This is a genomic window from Curvibacter sp. AEP1-3 (assembly GCF_002163715.1).
Taxonomy (GTDB): Bacteria; Pseudomonadota; Gammaproteobacteria; order Burkholderiales; family Burkholderiaceae_C; genus Allorhodoferax.
In genome coordinates, this window is sequence record NZ_CP015698.1 from 275,895 (window position 1) to 296,477 (window position 20,583).

Genomic DNA, 20,583 nt, shown 5'->3' on the forward strand with positions numbered 1-20,583 from the left:
TCAGTAGATGGGTTGAAAGCGCCGTATGGCGGATTTCACATCATCGCTCAAGGCAAAACCGCCTCCGAATTGTGTGGCCAAAGCGGCAGCCCGCGCCTCAAACGTGTCGATGCCCATGCCGTAGATGAACTGCATGGCGCCACCGGTCCACGCCGGGAAGCCGATGCCGAAGATCGAGCCGATGTTGGCATCGTGCACGCTGGTGAGCACGCCCTCGGCCAGGCAGCGCGCTGTTTCTACCGCTTGGCGGTAAAGCAGGCGATCCTTGAGGTCGGTGATGTTCCAAGCGACGTCGGGCTTTTCGAACAGGCCTTTGAGTTCGGGCCAGAGGAACTTCTTGGCACCTTTCTCAGAGGGATATTCGTAAAAGCCCGCACCACCGGCGCGGCCGGGGCGGTTGTGCTGCGCCACCATTTTCTCGACCACGAGTTCACCGGGCGTGGCGATATAGCTCTTGCCCTCAGCCTCAAAGTCCTTTCGGGTCTGGTCCATCACGTGCAGGCTCAAGGTGAGAGCAGTTTCGTCCAGCACGGCCAAGGGGCCCACCGGCATGCCGGCCTGGATGCCTGCGTTCTCGATCGCTGCAGCGGGAATGCCTTCGCCCAGCATGGCCGCACCCTCCATCACAAAGGTACCGAACACGCGGCTGGTGAAGAAGCCTCGAGAATCGTTCACCACGATGGGGAACTTGCCCAGTGCCTGCACGTAGTCAAAAGCGCGAGCCACGGTCTCATCGTCCGTGGATTTGCCTTTGATGATTTCGACCAGCTTCATCTTGTCGACCGGGCTGAAGAAGTGGATGCCGATGAATTTCTCGGGTTTGGCGCTGGCTTTGGCCAGACCGGTAATCGGCAAGGTGGACGTGTTGGACGCAAAAAAACCACCCGGTGCCAAGAGCGGCTCGGACTCTTGGGTGACCTTGGCTTTGAGTTCGCGGTTCTCAAATACGGCTTCGATGATCAAGTCGCAGCCTTGCAGGTCCGCCACGCTGCCGGTGGGGCGGATCAGGTCTAGGATCTGTTGCTGGGCCTCGGCCTTCATGCGGCCCTTGTCCACACGCGCTTGGGTGATTTTGGCGCTGTAGCTCTTGCCGAGGTCTGCTTTTTCCTGGCTCACGTCTTTGAGCACGGTGGTGATGCCTTTGCTGGCCTGGCTATAGGCAATGCCCGCACCCATCATGCCGGCGCCCAGCAGGCCCACCTTGGTGGGTTTGAAGCGCGGCACGCCAGCCGGGCGGCTCTGGCCGCTCTTGATGGCATTCAGGTTGAAGAAGAAGGTGTTGATCATGGCCTTGGCCTGTGGGCCGGACATGAGCTTGGCCAGATACCGGCTTTCAATGCGCAGCGCGGTGTCGAGGTCCACCTGCAAGCCTTCGACCATGCAGGCGATGATTGCCTCGGGCGCAGGGTACAGGCCCCGAGTGTTCTTCTTGATGACTGCGGGCGCAATCGGCAACATGCCTGCCACCGCCGGGCTGCTGGGCAGGCCGCCGGGCACTTTGTAGCCTTTGGCTTCCCACGGGTGTTGGGCTGTCGGGTTGGCGGCAATCCAAGCCAAAGCCTTGGCGCGCATCTCGGCTGCGGCGTCGGGGCCGGGCGCTACCAGCTCGTGCACCAGCCCCAGGCCTTTGGCCTCGGAGGGGTTGAAGGTTTTGCCTTCCACCAGATAAGGCTGGGCGCCCATCAGCCCCAGGTGGCGCGTCATCTTGGTCACGCCACTGGCACCCGGCAGCAGGCCCAGGGTGACTTCGGGCAGGCCGAACTGGGTTTTTCGGTCGTCCACTGCGATGCGGTAGTGGCCCACCAGCGCAACCTCCCAGCCGCCACCCAAGGCCGTGCCGTTGAGCAGGCTGACCACCGGTTTGCCCAGGGTCTCAATGGTCCGGAAGTTGCGCTTCACCCGCTCGATTTCTTCAAAGATGCGCGGTGCATCCGCCGGGGTCAGTCGCATGGCCGCTTTGAGGTCCGCGCCGGCGAAGAAGGTGCTTTTTGCAGACGCCAGCAGGATGCCGGTGATGCTGTCTTTGTCATGCAGCACCTGTGCGGCCACGGCATCCATGTCCTGCTGCCATTGCAGGCACATGGTGTTGACGGGGGAGTCTGGTTCATCAAAGGTGATGGTCGCAATACCGTGGTCCAGGGAGTAGCGGATGGTTTTCATGGTGTAGGTGAAAATGCTATAAAAATAGGAGCTGCTCGCGCAATAAAGACGGGCGCTAGAGGCCGAAAAGTCTTTAAAGCCTCTCGACGATGGTGGCAATGCCCATGCCGCCGCCCACACACAGGGTGGCCAGCCCGTAGCGCAATTTGCGGCGGTGCAGCTCGTCAATCAGCGTGCCCAGAATCATGGCGCCCGTAGCCCCCAGCGGGTGGCCCATGGCAATGGCGCCGCCGTTCACGTTGACCTTGTCATGCGGCACCTTCATCTCTTTCATGAAGCGCATCACCACCGCGGCAAAGGCTTCGTTGACTTCAAACAGGTCGATGTCGTCCACCGTGAGACCGGCTTTGGCCAGCGCCTTGCGCGTGGCGGGCATAGGGCCGGTGAGCATGATGGTGGGGTCCGCGCCGCTCAAGGCCGTGGCCACAATGCGGGCGCGCGGGGTCAGGCTATGTGCCTTGGCAGCGGCTTCATTGCCGATCAGCACCGCGGCTGCGCCATCCACAATGCCCGAAGAGTTGCCGGCGTGGTGCACATGGTGAATGCGCTCCACCTGCGGGTAGCGCGTGAGGGCCACGGCGTCAAAACCCATGCCGCCCATGTCGCCAAACGCAGGCTTGAGGCCTGCCAGGCCTTCGAGCGTGGTGCCGGGTTTGATGAACTCATCGCGGGCCAGAATGGTCTGGCCCAGGCTGTCTTTGACCGGCATGACTGAGCGGTCGAAATATCCGGCAGCTTGTGCCTTGGTGGCGCGACGTTGCGATTCGAGCGCATAGGCATCCACATCCGCGCGGGTAAAGCCTTCCAGTGTGGCTATCAGGTCTGCGCCTATGCCTTGGGGTACGAAGCAGGTCTGGCTGTTGGTTTCGGGGTCCATGGCCCAGGCACCGCCGTCGGAGCCAATAGGTACGCGGCTCATGCTTTCCACGCCGCCTGCCACCACCAAGTCTTCCCAGCCGGAGCGCACCTTCTGCGCAGCCATGTTCACCGCCTCCAAGCCGGAGGCACAGAAGCGGTTGATCTGCACACCCGCGCACTGGAAGTCCCAGCCGGCTTTCAAGGCAGCCACTTTGGGCAGCACCGCACCTTGGTCACCTACCGGGGACACCACGCCCATGACGACATCGTCTACCTGCGCGGTGTCGAACTGGTGGCGCTGTTGCAGGTCCGTCAGCAGTCCTGCGAGCAGGGTGACGGGTTTGACTTCATACAGGCTGCCGTCTTTCTTGCCCTTGCCACGGGGCGTGCGGATGGCGTCAAACACATAGGCTTCGGTCATGGGGTCTCCGGTGTTGTCTGGGGAATGCGGGTGCGCACGCTGGCGCCTGCAAGCTGTTTTGCAGTATATTGTTTTTACCAAGCAAACGCTTTGTAAAAATAACTAATGACTTTCCCTTAGGAGACACCATGATCGAACGCACCCTGTTCACCCCGGACCACGAATCTTTCCGCGACAGCTTCCGCCGTTTCATGGAGAAGGAAATCGCCCCCTTCCACGCAGACTGGGAAGAGCAGGGCTATGTCGCCCGCGAGGTGTGGAACAAGGCCGGCGAGAACGGCTTTTTGTGCATGACCATGCCGGAGGAGTACGGCGGCTCCGAGGCCGACAAGCTGTACTCGGTGATCCAGATGGAGGAGCTGGCCCGCGGCGGCTTCACCGGTATCGGCTTCGGGCTGCACAGCGAAATCGTGGCGCCTTACATCCTGCACTACGGCACGCCCGAGCAAAAAGCCAAGTACCTGCCCAAGTTGGCCAGTGGCGAGATGGTGGGTGCGATTGCGATGAGCGAGCCGGCGGCCGGCTCGGACCTGCAGGGCATCAAGTCCACGGCCATCCAGCAGCCCGACGGCAGCTACCTGCTCAACGGCAGCAAGACCTTCATCACCAATGGCTGGCATGCCGACCTCGTGGTGGTGGTGGCCAAAACCAACCCGGCGGCCGGGGGCAAAGGTACCAGCCTGCTGCTGGTGGAGCGCGGCATGCCCGGCTTCAGTGTGGGCCAGCGCCTCAAGAAAATGGGTATGAAAGCCCAGGACACGTCCGAGCTGTTTTTTGACAATGTGCGCGTACCCGCCGAGAACCTGCTGGGCGGCGCGGCCTATGAAAACAGAGGCTTTATTTGCCTGATGGAGCAGTTGCCTTGGGAGCGTTTGCAGATTGCGATTGGTGCGGTGTCAGCGTCCCAGGCGGCCATTGACTGGACGGTGGACTATGTGAAAGAGCGCAAGGTATTCGGCCAGCCCGTGGCCAGCTTCCAGAACACGCGCTATGTGCTGGCCGAGCTGCAGACGCAGGTGCAAGTGGCTCGCGTGTTTGTGGACAAGTGCTGCGAGCTGATCGGCAAAGACCAGCTCGACACGGCCACTGCCAGCATGGCCAAGTACTGGACCACCGACCTGCAGTGCAAAGTGATGGACGAATGTGTGCAGCTCTTCGGCGGCTACGGCTACATGTGGGAATACCCCATCACCCGCGCCTACGCCGATGCCCGGGTGCAGCGCATCTACGGCGGCACCAATGAGATCATGAAAGAAGTGATCACCCGGTCCATGGGGCTGGGCGGCAAGTAGGTTGGTGGGCGCCTACGGCTGCAAAGAACCGGTGCGTGGCGCCAGACCGAAATCCGCAGCCAGCTTTCGGTAGCTTTCCACCTGCTGGTCCACCAGTTGGTCCAGCGCCCGGCCGGTAATCCATGCAGGGTTCATTCCGGCCTTGGTGAGCGCTCGCGCCGTGGCCGGTTGACCGGTGGCCTTGGCCAGGGCGTCGGTCCATTCCTTGAATTCGCGGTCTGACACGCCGGGCGCCATGTACAGGCCCCGCAGAATGGGCCACACGATGTCAAAGCCCTGTTCCCTGGCAGTAGGCACATGGGCCCAGCGGCCGCCAAGCCGCTTTTCTGAGAGCACGGCCAGCACCCGTACCGCAACGCCTTGCTCCAACTGGCGGCCGACTTCTGCAGCATCGCCCGCCAGCACCTGAACATGGTTGTCGCCCAATGCGGACAGTGCTTCGCCGCCGCCTTCAAAAGCGACAAAACGCATCTCCTTGTGCCCTACGCCCGCCGCACGGGCGAGGAGGGCGGCTTTCATCCAGTCCTGGCTGCCAATGGAGCCGCCTGCGCCGAAGACGATGCTGCCGGGTTTGTCACGCAAGGCTTCCAGCAGCTGCGGCAGGTTTTTATAGGGCGACTCGCGCGGCACCGCCACCACGCCATAGTCCATGCCCACGGCCGCCAACCAACGAACGCTGCGGGTGTTGTAGGGGCCGAAGCGGTTTTGTGCCAAGTTCAGCAAAGAGCCTGATGAGAAGGCAACGACCGTTTTCCCGTCTGGCGGTTGTTGAGTTACCGTGTTTTTGAATGCCAGAGCGCCTATGCCGCCTGGCTGGTACACCACCGCCAAGGGCGGGCGGCTGTTGTGGGGCTGTGCCAACATGTCTCGTGCGAGTTGGCAGGTGAGGTCGAATCCACCGCCCGCTTTGGCAGGCGCAATGCAGCGCCCGCCTTCGGGGCCTGCAAGTGCCGCGGCGCACACCCACATCAGCACGCTGCACAGTGATTTGAAAAGCAGTTTCATCGTGGCCACCCTAGCAAAACGCGCAGACCGGGGCCGGGCTCCACCGGGCGTATCTGTAGCTGCCCGCCGTGGGCTTCGATCACAGACCGCGCAATGGCCATGCCCAAACCGGAGCCCCTGCTGTGCTGTCCTTTGACAAAGCGTTCGCCAGCGCGCGCGAGCACGTCCGCATCCATGCCGTTGCCGTCGTCAATAACTTGGATTTCATATCCCGTTTCTGTTCTGTTGGCCGTCAGGGTGACCGTGCCTTGGGCGCAGCCGTGTTCCAGGCCGTTGTGCGCCAGGTTGAGCAGGGCGTGGCGCAAGAGGTTGCGGTCTCCCTTTGCCTCCAAGCCTTGTTCCGGTACATCGACACCGAAATCCACACCCCGTTCGCGTGCCAATGGCATCAGCTCCATAGCCACCTCGCGCACCAGGGCAGACAGGTCGAAGACTTCGCGCTGCGTCAGGCCGGTGTCGCTACGGGCCAGCGCTAGCAGTTGGTTGGTCGCGCGAATGGCGTGCTCCAGCGCCTCCGAGAGCGCATTCAAGGCCAGCGCTTTGGAGGCCGAGTCCTTCTCGCGAAGGATGTAGTCCAGCTGGGCGCGGAGCACGGTCAGTGGTGTGCGCAGCTGGTGCGAGGCATCGTCCAGAAAACCGCGTTGCTCCGCCATCAGCTGTTCGGTGCGGTGCAGTTGCTGGTTGATGGCGTCAACCAGCGGGCGGATGTCGCTGGGCAGGTCCTGCACTGGCAGGGGGCGCAAGTCGTCCGCACTGCGGTCCGTAGTTTGTCGCGCCAGGCGCGAGAGCGGGCGCAGTGCCAGTGTCAAACCGACGATGACCGCGAGCACCATGGCCGCGAGAAACACGGCGTCACGCAACAGACTGCGGCGCAGAAAACTGCGGGTGAATTGCTCCCGTGACGATGTGCTCTCAGCTACCTGGATGACAACAAATGCGCTCCCCGAGTTCTCTAACGCCTGTGAGAGCGGTCTCATAAAGGCCCCTACGCGGACGGTTTCATCGAAATAGCGGGCGTCATAAAACTGGGGTTGTCCGGCCTGAAGCGGCCGTGGGGGCGCAGGAAGATCGGGGTTGCCGATTTCCACCAGCCCATCAGCGGTAGCGACCCGGAAGTACACGCTGCCAGTGGCTGTGAGCTGGAAAAACTCAAACAGGCGGTAGGGCAGTTCCACCGCCAGTCCGCCTGAAGCGGTGGAAATGTTCAAGTCCAGCGCCTTGAGGGCACCCAGGAGTGAGCGGTCGTAGGCGGCATTGGCGGCCGCCACAGATTCGCTGCGGGTTACCCACAGGCTCCCCGCCGTGACCAGTGCCATCACCGGCAACAGGAGCACGAGCAGGCGGACCTTAAGGCTGGCTTGGCGTATCCGATTCCAGAACATAGCCCAGTCCCCGGTAGGTGTGAATGTGGACGCCGCTGTGCTCCAGACGTTTGCGCAGGCGATGCAGCAGCATGTCGATGGCACTGGGTTGTACGTCGGATTCATCACTGAAGATCCGATCCATCACTTGCTGCCGTGAGAGCGGTTCGCCACTGCGCATGATGAGCGCCTTGAGCAGCGCGTGCTCGCGCGGGGAGAGCGCCAGCATCGCTCCGTGCAAGGTAAATTGGCGGGTGACGGTATCGAAGTTGAGCGGGCCGGCTGCAAACCGGGGGTGCTCGCTGCCGCGGGCACGGCGCACCAAGGCGGTCAGTCGGGCTTCGAGCTCCGCGAGGGCGAAGGGTTTGGGCAGGAAGTCGTCGGCGCCCTGATTCAGGGTGTTGACGCGTTCGGTCAGCGAGTCTCTTGCGGTGAGCACCAGCACCGGCAGGCGGTTGTCCCGGCTGCGAATGCTGCGCAGGATGTCTGTGCCGCTCTTGCCCGGGAGGCCCAGGTCCAGGACCAGTGCGTCGTAATCGGTGTCGCCCAATGCAAGTTCTACCAAGCGCCCGTCGTTGCGCCAGTCCACCTTGTGGCCCGATTGTTCCAAGGCCTTGCTGAGCCACTCGCCCAAACTGTGTTCGTCTTCGGCCAACAGGATATGCATGGCGCGGATTATGGGTCCGTTCACCCAGCCCGATTGATAGGAACTTGTTAGGTTGGGCCTTGCATCATCCTCAGCGGATTTTGAATACCAAGACACCATAACGAGGAGACCCGATGAACGAAATTTCCATGAATCGCCGCCAATGGCTGACCACCGGAGCAGCCGCAGCCAGCAGCGTCTGGTTGCCACCGGCATTTGCACAGGGCACCTGGCCCAACAAACCCTTGCACCTGGTTGTGCCGTTTGCACCCGGTGGCAGCTCGGAAATTGTGGCGCGAGCCATCGCGGGCGAGATGGCTAAAACCATTGGCCAGAACGTATTTGTTGAGAACAAGCCCGGCGCAGCTGGCAACATCGCCATGCAAGAGGTGGCCAACAACAGCGATGAACACTCGTTCATCCTGGGGCACATCGGCACTTTGGCGGTGAATCCGTTCATCTTTCCCAAGCTGCCCTATGACGCTGACCGCGATTTCGCGCCCATTACCTTGATCTCCAAGGTGCCCAGCTTGTACGTGGTGCATCCGGATTTGCCAGTACAGAACCTCAAGGAATTTGTAGCCTATGCCAAGGCTCGCCCCGGTCAGTTGAACTACGGATCAGCGGGCAACGGCAGTGCAGGGCATCTGGCGTTTGAGTACCTCAAGATGGTGAGTGGCACCTTCATGTTGCATGTGCCTTACCGTGGTACGGGCCCCATGCTCACCGACTTGATGGCAGGCCGCCTGCAAGCGGCCTCTGTCGGTGCGCCTGCGTTGCTGGCCTTCATCAAGGCGGGCAAGCTGCGCTGCATCGCCACCGGCACTGCCGAACGTTTGCCGCAGTTGCCTGATGTGCCTACCGTGGCCGAGCAGGGCTACAAGGGCTTTGAGATGACGCAGTGGTACGGCTTGTTGGCTCCCAAAAAGTGGTCCAAGCCATCGATCGACAAGCTGGAGTTGGAGGCCATCAAGGCTGCACGAGGATCTGCCGTGAAAGACAAACTGTCGCAAGAGACTGCGCTGGCAGTGGGCAACACCGGCAAGGAGTTTGATGCTTTCATCAAGGCGGAGAAGGTCCGGTGGAAAGCCGTGATCGAGCGGGCCCAGATCAAGCCGGACGGGTTGAGCTGAGTTTTGCTTGCAAAGACGTCACTGGTGTTCTCAGGGGCGCGTGCTGCTGTCAGTTAGTCAAATTTACAGCCCAACCGCTTGGCAATAGGAAAAGTGGGTTTGGACTAAAGTTAGTAGCATCCGGTGACGTGTCTTCTCAATATGCAATCAACAAACTACAACCTGGCAAGATTCGATTTCATTTCAATCAAGCTTGCCGTGGTTTGCGCGCAGCTAGGTAGCCTCACTGCGGCTGCGCGTGAATGCAATCTTGTTCTACCAGCTGCAAGTCGTCGTATCCACGATCTGGAGAAGACGATTGGCGCTGCCATGTTTCATCGTCATTCCAGAGGTTTGGAGCCAACAGATATCGGGCGAGCGTTCGTTAAGCATGGACTGGAACTCCTCCAGGGCCTGGACAAGCTGGTTCAGGATATCGACAACGTCAAGGAGGGTGTCTCCAGGCAGGTACGTCTCACCTCCAGTACCGCCGCCATTAACCAGTTCCTTCCACCCCTGTTGGCGGAGTACTCTGAGTTGCATCCGGAGATACACGTTGCACTTGATGAACAAGTGTCAGACTTGGCAGTGAGTAGCTTGAGAGAGGGGCGCTCCGATGTGGCTGCCTATGTAGAGGGGCCGTTTGATGATGACCTGGATACCCGGAGTTTCCGCAAAGATTTGTTAGTACTCATTTTTCCGCAAGGTCACAGGCTGACCGGCAAATCACCGATTGGTTTTGCAGAAACCCTGGATGAAAACTGGATCAGTCTGAATGCAGGCGCAGCACTTTTGATGCGTCAGCAGCAAACGGCGTTGGAGGCAGGCCGTCCTTTTAAGCTGAGGATGCAAGTCCGTAGCTTTGATGCCGTAGCCCACATGGTGGCTTCAGGCCTTGGTATTGCTGCATTGCCCAAAGCTGCAGCGCTTCCCATCATCAAGGCCATGAAGTTGTCGTGGCGACCGTTGCGCGACGACTGGGCGCAACGGCAACTCAAAGTTGCCATTCGTCGTGATGCGGATTCTGCCGTCCGTGCAATAAGGGATTTCCTGTGCACGCCTTCGCAAAACGCTAAGGCTTAACTCGCCAAGTTCAAATAGACCGAAGTACAGGCCGGCAGGACACTGCTGGTCATGGAACAAACACAATCTTCTGATCATCAGAATGCGCCAGCACAACCGGGGCCGCTGACAGGCCTCAAGGTGTTGGAACTCGGGCAACTGATTGCAGGCCCCTTTGCCGGCAAGACGCTCGCTGACTTTGGTGCAGACATCGTCAAGATTGAGTCGCCCGGCGCGGGGGACCCCTTGCGCAAATGGCGCTTGCTCAAAGACGGAACCTCCGTGTGGTGGCAGGTGCAGTCCCGGAACAAAAAGTCACTAGCTTTGGACCTGCGCACTCCTGAGGGGCAGGACATTGTCCGGCGCCTCGCTTCCGAGGCAGATGTGCTGATTGAAAACTTCAGACCCGGCGCTATGGAGGGCTGGGGTTTGGGTCCGGATGCACTGACGTCACTAAATCCCCGACTCATCATGCTGCGTATCAGTGGATACGGACAGACTGGCCCGTACAGAAACCGCCCGGGTTTCGGTGTTGTCGCAGAGGCTATGGGCGGCTTGCGTCACCTTACCGGCGAGCCCGGGCGGGTTCCGGTGCGCGTAGGTATCAGTCTGGGTGACACCCTCGCCGCACTGCACGGCGTAATCGGAATTTTGTTGGCACTGCAACACCGGAACCGAACTGGCGAGGGTCAAGTGATTGACGTCGCCCTGTACGAAGCCGTTTTCAATTGCATGGAAAGTCTTTTGCCGGAGTACAGCGCATTCGGTGCAGTGCGTGGTCCTGCTGGTTCGGCATTGCCCGGCATTGCGCCGACTAACGCCTACTTGTGTGCTGATGGTGGCTACGCACTGATTGCGGGCAACGGTGACAGCATCTTTCGGCGATTGATGGAGTTGATTGGCCGGACCGATCTGGCGCAGGACCCTAGTCTCGCGGACAACGCGGGTCGTGTGGCCCGCGTCGCTGAGTTGGACGAAGTAATCGGTGCTTGGACAAAAAGCAAAACAGTAGACGAGGTTTTGTCGGATCTTGATGCGGCTTCCGTACCGGCAGGGCGGATTTACACCGTGGAGGACATTGCCCGTGATCCCCACTACCAGGCGCGCGGCATGTTGGACACGGTGCACATGGAGGACGGGGCAAAGCTGATGGTGCCCGGTGTGGTGCCCAAACTTTCGCGCTCGCCCGGATCGCGCACGCGCAATGCGCCCCGACTGGGCCAGGACACCGAGCAAGTGCTACGCGACATCGGGCTGAAGGATGAGCAGATTCGCCAATTGATCGAACGTGGAATTGTGGGGACGCACTGATATGCAACGGATATTTTTCAACGAGGTTGTCACTCGGGACGGCTTTCAAATTGAGCCTGAATTTGTACCTACAGATACCAAAGTGGAGCTCGTGAATGCCTTGAGTCTCTGTGGCTACGCCAAGATAGAAGTGACTTCGTTTACGTCGGCCAAATCCATCCCGATGTTGCGGGACGCTGAGGAGGTGATGGGCCGCATTCAACGGGTGCCCGGAGTCGAGTACACCGTGCTGGTTCCCAACGTACGGGGGGCTGAGCGTGCCATGGAGTCGAAGGCGGATGAGTTCAATTTGGTGATGTCTACCTCCGAGACACACAACCTGGCGAATTTGCGGATGCCTCGTGAAACCAGCTTTGCAGCCCTCAAAGACGTGGTGGCCATGGCGGCCGGAGCAGTGCCTATCAATGTGTCACTCTCCGCTTGTTTTGGCTGCCCGATGGAGGGAGTGGTTCCGCAGGAGGAAGTCATTGCCTGGGCCGATCGATTTGCAGCGCTGGGTGTCCGGGGCTTGACGATTTGCGATACCACCGGCATGGCCTATCCAAGTCAGGTCAGTCGCTTGTGTGAAGCACTGCAAACCCGTTTTCCCGGCTTGCAACTGACCCTTCATTTCCACAACACACGGGGTATGGGTCTGGCCAATGTACTGGCAGCGGCCCGACAAGGTATCGACCGCTTTGACGGCTCATTGGGTGGTCTGGGAGGTTGCCCGTATGCCCCGGGGGCGAGTGGAAACATCTGCAGTGAAGACGCTATCCACATGCTTGAGGCCGAGGGCTATCAAACCGGAATTGACCTGACGGCCTTGCTTCCCATTGCCCGACAACTCCCGGAGATCGTGGGTCATGAGGTTCCCGGCCAGGTTGCCAAGGCAGGTCGGATTTTGGACCTGCATCCGGAGCCTTCATTTTTGTCAGACGTAAGGAGCAAATTCGCATGATTGATCATTTGGACCATTTGGTTCTCACAACGTCCCGTCCTGAGGCGTGCATCGATTTCTACACCCGAGTCATGGGTATGCAGCTCGAATCATTTGTCGGCGGTACGCCGCCAGTGACCCGCCAAGCCTTCAAGTTTGGTAACCAGAAAATCAACTTGCATGTGAAGGGTGCGGAGTTTGAACCCAAAGCGCACCTTCCTGTGCCCGGCGCACTGGACCTGTGCTTCATCGCCAGCATTCCACTTGAGCAAGTCATACAGCGCTTGGAAGCCTCGGAATGGCCCATTGTGGAAGGACCGGTGATGCGCACGGGGGCGACGCAGAAGATTCGTTCGGTGTATGTGCGCGACCCCGATCTGAACCTGATTGAAATTTCTGAGCTGGCTTGAGGCCATGAGTAATCGCCCCTTCATTGCCTTTGCCTGTGCGCACATGACGGATGAGCGTCTTTATGCGCATCAGGTTGCAGCGCTCACCGATGCCTACGAGATCAAGATTTTTGTATTCCGTGAGCACGCCACTATGGCCGCGATGGCGGAGGAGATCCTTCAAAAAACTCCGGAGAAGTTCACTCTTGTAGGTTTGTCATTGGGGGGCTACGTTGCGTTTGAGGTCATCCGTCGCGCCAGTGAGCGTTTGCAGCGTTTAGTACTGATTGACACCACTGCAGTGGCTGATCATCCAGCCCGAAAAGACGGGCGCAGACAAGACATTTTGAAAGTGCAGCAAGGGGGTATCGAGGCTTTGATTCCCGAGCTTCCCGGTCGCTGGCTACATCCTACTCACGCGAACCAGCCGGTCTTGGTGGACCTCATGGGCGAGATGGCGAGAAGCGTAGGTGCCCAAGGCCAGTTCAACCAGCAAACAGCCATGCTGGCCCGGCCTGACTCTCACGAAGACTTGCGCGGACTGCGGATTCCCACTTTGCTGGTATGTGGACGTCAAGACCCGGTCACCCCGTTGGCTGACCATGAAGCCATGGCGGCCTGTGTGCCCGGTGCCCGCTTGGAAGTGATTGAAAACTGCGGACACCTCTCGACGATCGAGCAACCCCGCGCGGTGACAGATGTGTTGAAGAGTTGGTTAGAGCACAGCGAATCTTGAAATCAGAGAACCTGGATTAAAAACAAAGGAGACAAAGATGAAACGACGCGTATTTACAGCACTGGGTGCAAGCACATTGATGTTGGCGGTAGCGGGATCCGCAGCCGCACAAGGGAAATTTCCTGAGAAGGCCATTACTCTGGTAGTGCCAAGTGCCCCAGGCGGTACCACCGACTTTGTGGCCCGGCTTGTCGCCGATCAGTTAGCACAAGCTTTGGGCCAGGCTGTGATTGTGGATAACAAAGCCGGCGCTGCGGGCAATATTGGCAACCAAGCGGTCGCACGTGCCAAGCCTGATGGACACACTCTGCTGGTCGCTTACAGCGGATACCAAGTCGGAAATCCGCACCTGTTCAAGAAGGCGGGCTGGGACCCTATCAAGGACTTTGAGCCTGTGGCGATGATGGCGCGTGCCCCCCAGTTGGTGGTCGTCCGTACAGGTCTGCCTTTCAAGACTATGCAGGAGCTGGTCGCATACGCCAAGGCTAACCCCGGAAAGCTCAACTTCGCATCTTCGGGCGCTGGCTCTATTCAGCACATAGCAGGCGAAATGCTCCAACAGCAAACCGGCACCTCTTTGACCCATGTGCCTTACAAGGGTGCGTCCCCCGCGGTGCAAGATTTACTGGGAGGCAATGTAGACATCTTCATCACCACGCCGGCATCGGTGGTGGCGCAGGTAAAGGCTGACAAGCTCAAGGCATTGGGAGTCACTGGCAATGCCAGGCTGGCGTCATTGCCCGATGTGCCAACGGTGGCAGAGGCAGGGTTTCCCCAGTTTAAACTGGACTCTTGGTTTGCCCTATACGCCCCGACTGGGACACCACCGGATGTTGTCCAGACCTTGAACAAAGCGATCGGGAAAATCCTGTCACAACCGGAAATTCAAAAGAAGGCACTTGAATCCGGCACGACCGTGGAACTGATGACACCGGCGCAATTGGGGGCCTATACCAAGAGCGAATTGGACTTCTGGGGCAAGGTGATCAAAACCGCCAATGTCACCCTCGATTGATTGCACGCACAGCTTTTATGAAAATTGTTTTTCTGGATCGCGGCACCATTTCGCCGCAAACCACCATGCGTGCGCCGGACTTTGCACACACGTTGGCGGTGTATGCACAAACCCGCCCGGATGAAGTTGCTGAGCGCATTGCTGACGCAGACATCGTGATCGTCAACAAGGTGCGTCTTACCGAGGCCGTGATTCGTCAGGCTCCACGTTTACGGATGGTGGCAGTAGCTGCCACTGGTACGGACAACGTGGATCTGCGTGCCTGTGCGGCCCGTGGCGTGGTGGTGAGCAATATCCGCAACTATGCCGTCAACACCGTTCCGGAGCATACGTTTGCACTGATTTTTGCCCTGCGCCGCAGCATATGTGCTTATCGCGAGTCCGTCATCGCAGGGCGCTGGCAAGAGTCGGGGCAGTTCTGCTATTTCGACTACCCCATCCGCGATCTTGCTGGCTCCACGCTGGGCGTGATCGGTGATGGTGTTTTGGGGCGTTCAGTGGCAAACATGGGCCGGGCATTGGGCATGAACGTCCTGATGTCCGCCTTCAAGGGACGCTCTGACATGGGTGCGTTGTACACCCCATTTGAAGAGGTCCTGGAGCGCTCAGACATCATCACCTTGCATTGCCCGCTCAACGAGCAGACCCGAGGGCTGATCGGGCCTTCCGAATTTGACCGCATGAAGAAACAACCACTGCTGATCAATACAGCCAGAGGTGGTTTGGTGGATGAACATGCCTTGGTGCCGGCATTGCTGGAAGGAAAAATCTCCGGTGCCGGCTTTGATGTGGTCAGCGTCGAACCCCCGCCTGCGGATCACCCCTTCAACCAGCTGATTCAACGTCCCGATTTCATTTTGACGCCCCATGTGGCCTGGGCCAGTGATGAAGCGATTCAGGGGCTTACGGATCAATTGGTTGAAAACATCGAGTGCTTTGTCAGGGGAAATCCAAGACATGTTGTCTTGGCGGCGCCAGCGATGGCCTAGCGCCTCGCGCGCACAGCCCGTCGGGCTTGCTTTCAGGCACCCGATTCCGGTGGACAGCAACAGTTGACTGAGCCCTTTCTTCCGTGAATCCGCGCAAGCTGTCGGGTCAGGGAGGAGGGGCCGTGACCCATCCATTCATCATGCAAAAACCCAAGATCGCCCTCGAAGCGCTTTTCAGATGCGCAGTGGAGCGTGCACATCCCGTCCACACGATACGCGAGCACCTACCCAGCCCCCCGTCGGGGAAGGCGATTGTGGTTGGTGCCGGAAAAGCTGCCGCGTCCATGGCTTTGGCACTGGACAAGTTTTGGCCACAAGACGCAGCGCTATCCGGTGCTGTGGTCACTCGCTACGGGCACATACCTGCGGAGGCATCTGCCCGCGCGGGAAGAATTGCGATACATGAAGCAGCCCATCCCGTGCCGGATGAGTCCAGTGTCGCTGCCGCACGGATCATGGTGGACTTGGTTAGGGACCTGTCTGCGAACGACCTAGTGATCTGCCTGATGTCTGGCGGTGCGTCGGCTTTACTTGCGCTGCCTATTGACGGTGTGTCACTTGCTGCGAAGCAAGAAATCACCCGTCAGCTTTTGCTCAGTGGCGCACCCATTGACGAGATGAATCTGGTGCGCCAGAGCTTGTCGAAAATCAAGGGCGGGCAGTTGGCGAATGCATCTGGTGATGCGCCGGTACTGACGCTGGCCATCAGTGATGTGCCCGGCGACAGGCCCGAAATCATAGGCAGTGGTCCCACAATCCCGTTGGCTGGGAAAGAGGGAGTCGCAGCGGCTATTCTTGATAGCCGTGGCATTGTTCTGCCACCCGGTGTCCGGCAAGCCATGTTGACCTGGGAAGCAGTGTGCCGTTCGCGAGAGCCTCGCAATGCTTCGCGTGACAGCGTGCGCTTGATTGCCACGCCCTCGCAGTCCTTGCTGGCTGCAGCTGAGCTTGCCAAAACGTGGGGTCTCAATGCCTACGTGCTCAGTGACTGCATCGAAGGTGAGTCCAAGGATGTAGCTAAGTTCCATGCGGAAATTGCACGCGCAGTGAGAGCCGGCAAGAGCACGATGCAAGCTCCCTGTGTGATCTTGTCGGGAGGGGAAACCACAGTTACGGTCTCTGATTCTCTGCCCGGGTTAGGGCGTGGTGGGCGGGCAGGGGAGTTTTGCCTTGGCCTGGCAAAAGCGCTGGATGGAAGCACGGGGATTTGGGCCTTGGCAGCCGATACGGATGGTGTCGATGGCTGCGAAATCAATGCAGGTGCCTTCGTATCTCCGGACACGCTCCCCAGGGCGAAGAACAAAGGCCTATCCATTGACGACTTCCTGTTGCGCCATGATTCATTCGGTTTTTTTGATTCGCTCGATGACTTGCTCATCAGCGGTCCTACGCATACCAACGTCAATGATTTCCGGGCTTTGTTGATTACATAGAAAAAGGAGGAGACGCTTCAAATGCAAATCCAAAGTCAAAAAGACTTCTTTGCCGGACTGATGTTCACGGTGGTAGGAGGCAGCTTTGCTGCCGGCGCCAGCCAGTACACACTGGGCAGCGGAGCAAAAATGGGACCGGGCTACTTCCCCCTGATCCTGGGCATCCTGCTCGCCGTGCTGGGCTGTGCGATTGCCGTTAAAAGCATGATCACCCCCACGCCGGACGGCGACAAGGTAGGCAAGTTCGCCTGGAAGCCGCTCTTCTTCATCATCGCCGCCAACCTGGTCTTCGGAGCTTCCATCGGCGGCCTGCCCCTGATTGGCCTCAAACCACTGGGCCTGATCGTGGGTATCTATCTGCTCACCTACATCGCCAGCCACGCAGGTGAAGAACACAACTTCAAGGAAGTCGCCGTGCTTGCCACCATCCTGGCCGCACTGAGCTATGTGGCCTTCATCGTTCTCCTCAAGCTGCAGTTCCCCGTTTGGCCTGCTTACTTCACTGCCTGATCACCGCCTACTGAGACTGCAACATGGAACTCTTTGAACACCTCTCCTTAGGTTTCGGTGTGGCCTTCACCGGCCAGAACCTGATTTATGCCTTCATCGGCTGTCTGCTGGGTACTTTGATCGGGGTCCTGCCCGGCATCGGCCCCTTGGCCACCATTGCGATGCTGCTGCCCGCCACCTATGCGCTCCCACCGGTCGCGGCCTTGATCATGCTGGCCGGTATCTACTATGGGGCCCAGTACGGTGGTTCCACCACCGCCATTCTGGTGAACCTGCCCGGCGAGTCTTCGTCGGTGGTGACCGTCATTGACGGTTACCAGATGGCCCGTAACGGACGCGCAGGTCCTGCGCTGGCTGCAGCAGGCCTGGGTTCTTTCTTTGCCGGTTGTGTGGGTACCTTGATCCTGGCGGCCTTTGCAGGCCCCTTGACCGAGCTGGCCTTCAAGTTCGGCCCTGCCGAGTACTTCAGCCTGATGATTCTGGGCTTGATCGGTGCGGTGGTGCTGGCTTCGGGCTCCCTGCTCAAGGCCATTGCCATGATTGTTCTGGGTCTCTTGCTGGGCATGGTGGGCACGGATGTGAACTCCGGTGTGGCCCGTTTCAGCTTTGATATCCCTGAGCTCACCGACGGTATCGGCTTCATCGTGATCGCCATGGGTGTGTTCGGCTACGGCGAGATCATCAGCAACCTGTCCAAGAGTGCGGGCGAGCGGGAGATCTTTACCGCTTCCGTGTCAGGCCTCTTGCCGACCAAGGAAGACTTCCGCCGCATGGTGCCTGCTGTCATGCGCGGTACGGCCATGGGCTCCTTGCTGGGCATCCTGCCCGGTGGTGGTGCGGTGATGGCAGCCTTTGCGGCTTACACCATTGAGAAGAAGACCAAGCTGCAGCCTGGTGAAGTACCTTTCGGCAAGGGCAACATCCGCGGTGTGGCCGCTCCTGAGGCTGCCAACAACGCAGGCTCCCAGACGTCCTTCATCCCGCTCCTGACCCTGGGTATCCCGCCCAATGCGGTGATGGCTTTGATGGTGGGTGCGATGACCATCCACAACATCCAGCCCGGACCACAGGTGATGACGTCCAACCCTGAGCTCTTCTGGGGTCTGATTGCCTCCATGTGGATCGGTAACCTGATGCTGGTGATCCTGAACCTGCCTTTGATCGGAATCTGGATCAAGCTCTTGACGGTGCCTTACCGCTGGTTGTTCCCTTCTATCGTGCTGTTCTGTGCGATCGGGGTGTATTCGACCAACAACAACACCTTCGATATCTGGATGGTGGGTCTGTTCGGGGTGATCGGGTATCTCTTCATCAAGCTGGGGACGGAGCCTGCTCCGCTGCTCTTGGGCTTTATTCTGGGGCCGATGATGGAGGAGTATCTGCGCCGGGCGCTTCTGCTCTCCCGTGGCGACTGGAGTGTGTTTGTGACGCGACCTCTGTCAGCCAGTCTGTTGGTGGCAGCTCTTGCCCTGCTGGTGGTGGTGATGCTGCCTTCCATCAAAGCCAAGCGGGAAGAGGCGTTTGTGGAGGATTGAGGAAACGCATCCAATTGCTATGAAATTAGGAGCATCCAGCGCAAATTCCATGTGCGCTGGATGCTCTTTTTTCATGTCTTTAGCGGGCTTGGGGAATCTGCTGGCTGCTTGTCTGTGCTTGGTCTTTCCACAGTTGCGATCGACTTTCAGTTGACAGCGCCACTATGATCGCCGCATGACATTTGATGCATTGTTTTTGCTGGCCGGCTTGGCAGCTTTTCTGGTCGGGTCGTCCAAAGGAGGCTTGCCTGCTGTCGGCATGTTGGCGGTGCCTATCCTGTCCATGGCGATGTCGCCAGTCCAAGCGGCAGTGCTGTTGCTTCCCATTTTTGTGATCTCGGATGTGGCTGGTGTATGGCTGTACCGCCGCGAGTTCAGCCGGCCAAATTTGAGGATTTTGATCCCCGCCGGCGTCGTAGGGGTGGGAGTCGGTTGGGCGACGGCGTCCATGGTGTCGGACCGCGCGATCATGCTGATGATTGGCTTGGTAGGCGTGGGGTTCTGTCTCAACCTCTGGTTGCGGGACCAGAACGCAAGCGTTGCGCAGCCACCGCATCTGGCCAAAGGCTGGTTCTGGGGAACTCTGGCGGGATTTACCAGCTTTATTTCCCACGCGGGGGCGCCGCCCTATCAGGTCTACATGTTGCCGCAGAAATTGCCCAAGGCGGCGTTTGCCGGCACGTCCACCATTGTGTTTGCAGTGATCAATGCTGCCAAAATCATTCCGTACCAGAACTTGCGACCCTACTCGACGGCATCCTTGCATTACGCCGCTTGGCTGGTGCCGTTTGCGCTGGTGGGGGCGGTCGCAGGAGCCTACCTGACACGTCGCTTGGCAGACCAGTGGTTCTACCGCATCGTTCAGGTTAGTTTGTTTGCCGTATCGACCAAATTGATATGGGATGCGGTTTTCGCAAGCCCTTGAAGGAGTTATTCATGACGAGCAATACCCCCGAATTCGCACTCTCGCTGGAGCGTCGCTTGGCCGTCCCGCGTGCAGCGGTGTGGCGATGCTGGACCGAGCCTGCACTGCTGTGCCAATGGTTTTGCCCCAAGCCTTGGGGGGTAAGCCATGCCGATATTGAGCTCCATGCAGGGGGGCGTTTCTTCACCCACATGGTCGGGCCCAACGGCGAGCAAATGCCGAATGCGGGTGTGTTTTTGCAGGTAGAGCCCGGCCGCAAGTTGGTGTTTACCGATGCTTTTGTCAGCGCATGGGTGCCCAGCGGCAAGGCCTTCATGGTGGGTGAGATCACGCTGGCGGATGCTCCGGGCGGAGGCACGCACTACCTGGCCCGCGCCCTGCATTGGTCCGAAGCCGATATGCAACAGCACGAGGCCATGGGCTTCCATGAGGGTTGGGCCGCCGCGACCCGGCAACTCGAAGAACTGGCCGCGACCCTATGACGGATTTCCGGTTTGCGATACGTGTGTATTGGGAAGACACCGATGCGGGTGGCGTCGTCTTCTATGCCAACTACCTCAAGTTTTTTGAACGCGCCCGCACCGAGTGGTTGCGGGCTGCCGGTGTAGAGCAGCAGCGCTTGCGCGATGAAACGGGCGCTATGTTTGTGGTGGCCGACGTGCACACCCGGTATCTGAGTTCTGCGCGCTTGGATGACCTGCTGGAGATTACGGTTCGCATCGAAGAGCAGGGCGCTGCCAGCATGGTGATTGCCCAACAGGCCTGGCGCGGCGAAACCCTGCTGGCAGAGGGCCGCATCCGTATCGGCTGCGTGCAGGCAGCGACCTTGAGGCCCTGTCGCATACCCAAACCGGTGCTACAGGCGATTTCCGGCGTCTGAGGTTTACGGCGGGTTTACGAAGCA

At 59.3% G+C, this 20,583-nt stretch carries 20 protein-coding genes; 15 read left to right on the forward strand and 5 right to left on the reverse strand.

Features of this window, described 5'->3' with window-relative positions; translation table 11 throughout:
• On the reverse strand, positions 1–2,160 hold the full coding sequence (locus AEP_RS01250) for a 3-hydroxyacyl-CoA dehydrogenase NAD-binding domain-containing protein (RefSeq protein WP_087493712.1): 2,160 nt from the start codon (positions 2,158–2,160) through the stop codon (positions 1–3).
• A 73-nt stretch (positions 2,161–2,233) separates the two neighbouring features.
• Positions 2,234–3,439: an acetyl-CoA C-acetyltransferase gene (locus AEP_RS01255; protein WP_087493713.1), complete on the reverse strand. Its 1,206-nt coding sequence runs from the start codon at positions 3,437–3,439 to the stop codon at positions 2,234–2,236.
• A 128-nt stretch (positions 3,440–3,567) separates the two neighbouring features.
• On the opposite strand from AEP_RS01255, the gene AEP_RS01260 reads away from it, so the two are divergent.
• Positions 3,568–4,731, forward strand: a complete 1,164-nt coding sequence (locus AEP_RS01260) for an acyl-CoA dehydrogenase family protein (RefSeq protein WP_087493714.1) — start codon at positions 3,568–3,570, stop codon at positions 4,729–4,731.
• 12 nt (positions 4,732–4,743) lie between these two features.
• Here AEP_RS01260 and AEP_RS01265 read toward each other — a convergent pair whose 3' ends face one another.
• From AEP_RS01265 to AEP_RS01275, 3 genes are read right to left on the reverse strand one after another with little or no spacing between them, the layout of a single operon-like run.
• Positions 4,744–5,736, reverse strand: coding sequence for a tripartite tricarboxylate transporter substrate binding protein (locus AEP_RS01265; RefSeq protein WP_087497122.1), 993 nt, complete (start codon positions 5,734–5,736; stop codon positions 4,744–4,746).
• A complete protein-coding gene (locus AEP_RS01270) occupies positions 5,733–7,118 on the reverse strand; it encodes a sensor histidine kinase (protein WP_087493715.1) in 1,386 nt (461 codons plus the stop codon). The genes AEP_RS01265 and AEP_RS01270 overlap by 4 nt, the downstream gene beginning before the upstream one ends.
• Complete coding sequence (locus AEP_RS01275; protein ID WP_087493716.1) at positions 7,084–7,764, reverse strand: response regulator; 681 nt, start codon at positions 7,762–7,764, stop codon at positions 7,084–7,086. Before AEP_RS01275 ends, AEP_RS01270 begins: the two co-directional genes overlap by 35 nt.
• A gap of 113 nt (positions 7,765–7,877) precedes the next feature.
• Here AEP_RS01275 and AEP_RS01280 point away from each other — a divergent pair, with 113 nt between their 5' ends.
• The 14 genes from AEP_RS01280 (at position 7,878) to ybgC (ending at position 20,559) form a co-directional block, all read left to right on the forward strand.
• A complete protein-coding gene (locus tag AEP_RS01280; protein WP_087493717.1) occupies positions 7,878–8,876 on the forward strand; it encodes a Bug family tripartite tricarboxylate transporter substrate binding protein in 999 nt (332 codons plus the stop codon).
• Between the two features lie 141 nt (positions 8,877–9,017).
• Positions 9,018–9,938, forward strand: a complete 921-nt coding sequence (locus AEP_RS01285) for a LysR family transcriptional regulator (RefSeq protein ID WP_087497123.1) — start codon at positions 9,018–9,020, stop codon at positions 9,936–9,938.
• A gap of 51 nt (positions 9,939–9,989) precedes the next feature.
• Positions 9,990–11,228: a CaiB/BaiF CoA transferase family protein gene (locus tag AEP_RS01290; protein ID WP_087493718.1), complete on the forward strand. Its 1,239-nt coding sequence runs from the start codon at positions 9,990–9,992 to the stop codon at positions 11,226–11,228.
• A 1-nt stretch (position 11,229) separates the two neighbouring features.
• Positions 11,230–12,168: a hydroxymethylglutaryl-CoA lyase gene (locus AEP_RS01295; RefSeq protein ID WP_087493719.1), complete on the forward strand. Its 939-nt coding sequence runs from the start codon at positions 11,230–11,232 to the stop codon at positions 12,166–12,168.
• A complete protein-coding gene (locus tag AEP_RS01300) occupies positions 12,165–12,557 on the forward strand; it encodes a VOC family protein (RefSeq protein WP_087493720.1) in 393 nt (130 codons plus the stop codon). The genes AEP_RS01295 and AEP_RS01300 overlap by 4 nt, the downstream gene beginning before the upstream one ends.
• 4 nt (positions 12,558–12,561) lie before the next feature.
• A complete protein-coding gene (locus AEP_RS01305) occupies positions 12,562–13,272 on the forward strand; it encodes an alpha/beta fold hydrolase (RefSeq protein WP_087493721.1) in 711 nt (236 codons plus the stop codon).
• A gap of 37 nt (positions 13,273–13,309) precedes the next feature.
• Positions 13,310–14,287: a Bug family tripartite tricarboxylate transporter substrate binding protein gene (locus tag AEP_RS01310; RefSeq protein WP_198301880.1), complete on the forward strand. Its 978-nt coding sequence runs from the start codon at positions 13,310–13,312 to the stop codon at positions 14,285–14,287.
• Between the two features lie 17 nt (positions 14,288–14,304).
• Positions 14,305–15,276, forward strand: coding sequence for a D-2-hydroxyacid dehydrogenase (locus AEP_RS01315; RefSeq protein WP_087497125.1), 972 nt, complete (start codon positions 14,305–14,307; stop codon positions 15,274–15,276).
• 122 nt (positions 15,277–15,398) lie between these two features.
• On the forward strand, positions 15,399–16,709 hold the full coding sequence (locus tag AEP_RS01320; RefSeq protein WP_232459899.1) for a glycerate kinase type-2 family protein: 1,311 nt from the start codon (positions 15,399–15,401) through the stop codon (positions 16,707–16,709).
• 21 nt (positions 16,710–16,730) lie between these two features.
• Entirely contained in the window at positions 16,731–17,219 is a 489-nt protein-coding gene (locus tag AEP_RS01325) for a tripartite tricarboxylate transporter TctB family protein (protein WP_087493722.1), read from the forward strand.
• A 23-nt stretch (positions 17,220–17,242) separates the two neighbouring features.
• Positions 17,243–18,754, forward strand: coding sequence for a tripartite tricarboxylate transporter permease (locus AEP_RS01330; RefSeq protein WP_087493723.1), 1,512 nt, complete (start codon positions 17,243–17,245; stop codon positions 18,752–18,754).
• A 175-nt stretch (positions 18,755–18,929) separates the two neighbouring features.
• Positions 18,930–19,679: a sulfite exporter TauE/SafE family protein gene (locus AEP_RS01335; protein WP_087493724.1), complete on the forward strand. Its 750-nt coding sequence runs from the start codon at positions 18,930–18,932 to the stop codon at positions 19,677–19,679.
• 11 nt (positions 19,680–19,690) lie between these two features.
• A complete protein-coding gene (locus AEP_RS01340; protein ID WP_087493725.1) occupies positions 19,691–20,161 on the forward strand; it encodes an SRPBCC family protein in 471 nt (156 codons plus the stop codon).
• Positions 20,158–20,559, forward strand: a complete 402-nt coding sequence (gene ybgC, locus AEP_RS01345; protein ID WP_087493726.1) for a tol-pal system-associated acyl-CoA thioesterase — start codon at positions 20,158–20,160, stop codon at positions 20,557–20,559. Before AEP_RS01340 ends, ybgC begins: the two co-directional genes overlap by 4 nt.
• Positions 20,560–20,583 lie beyond the last annotated feature (24 nt).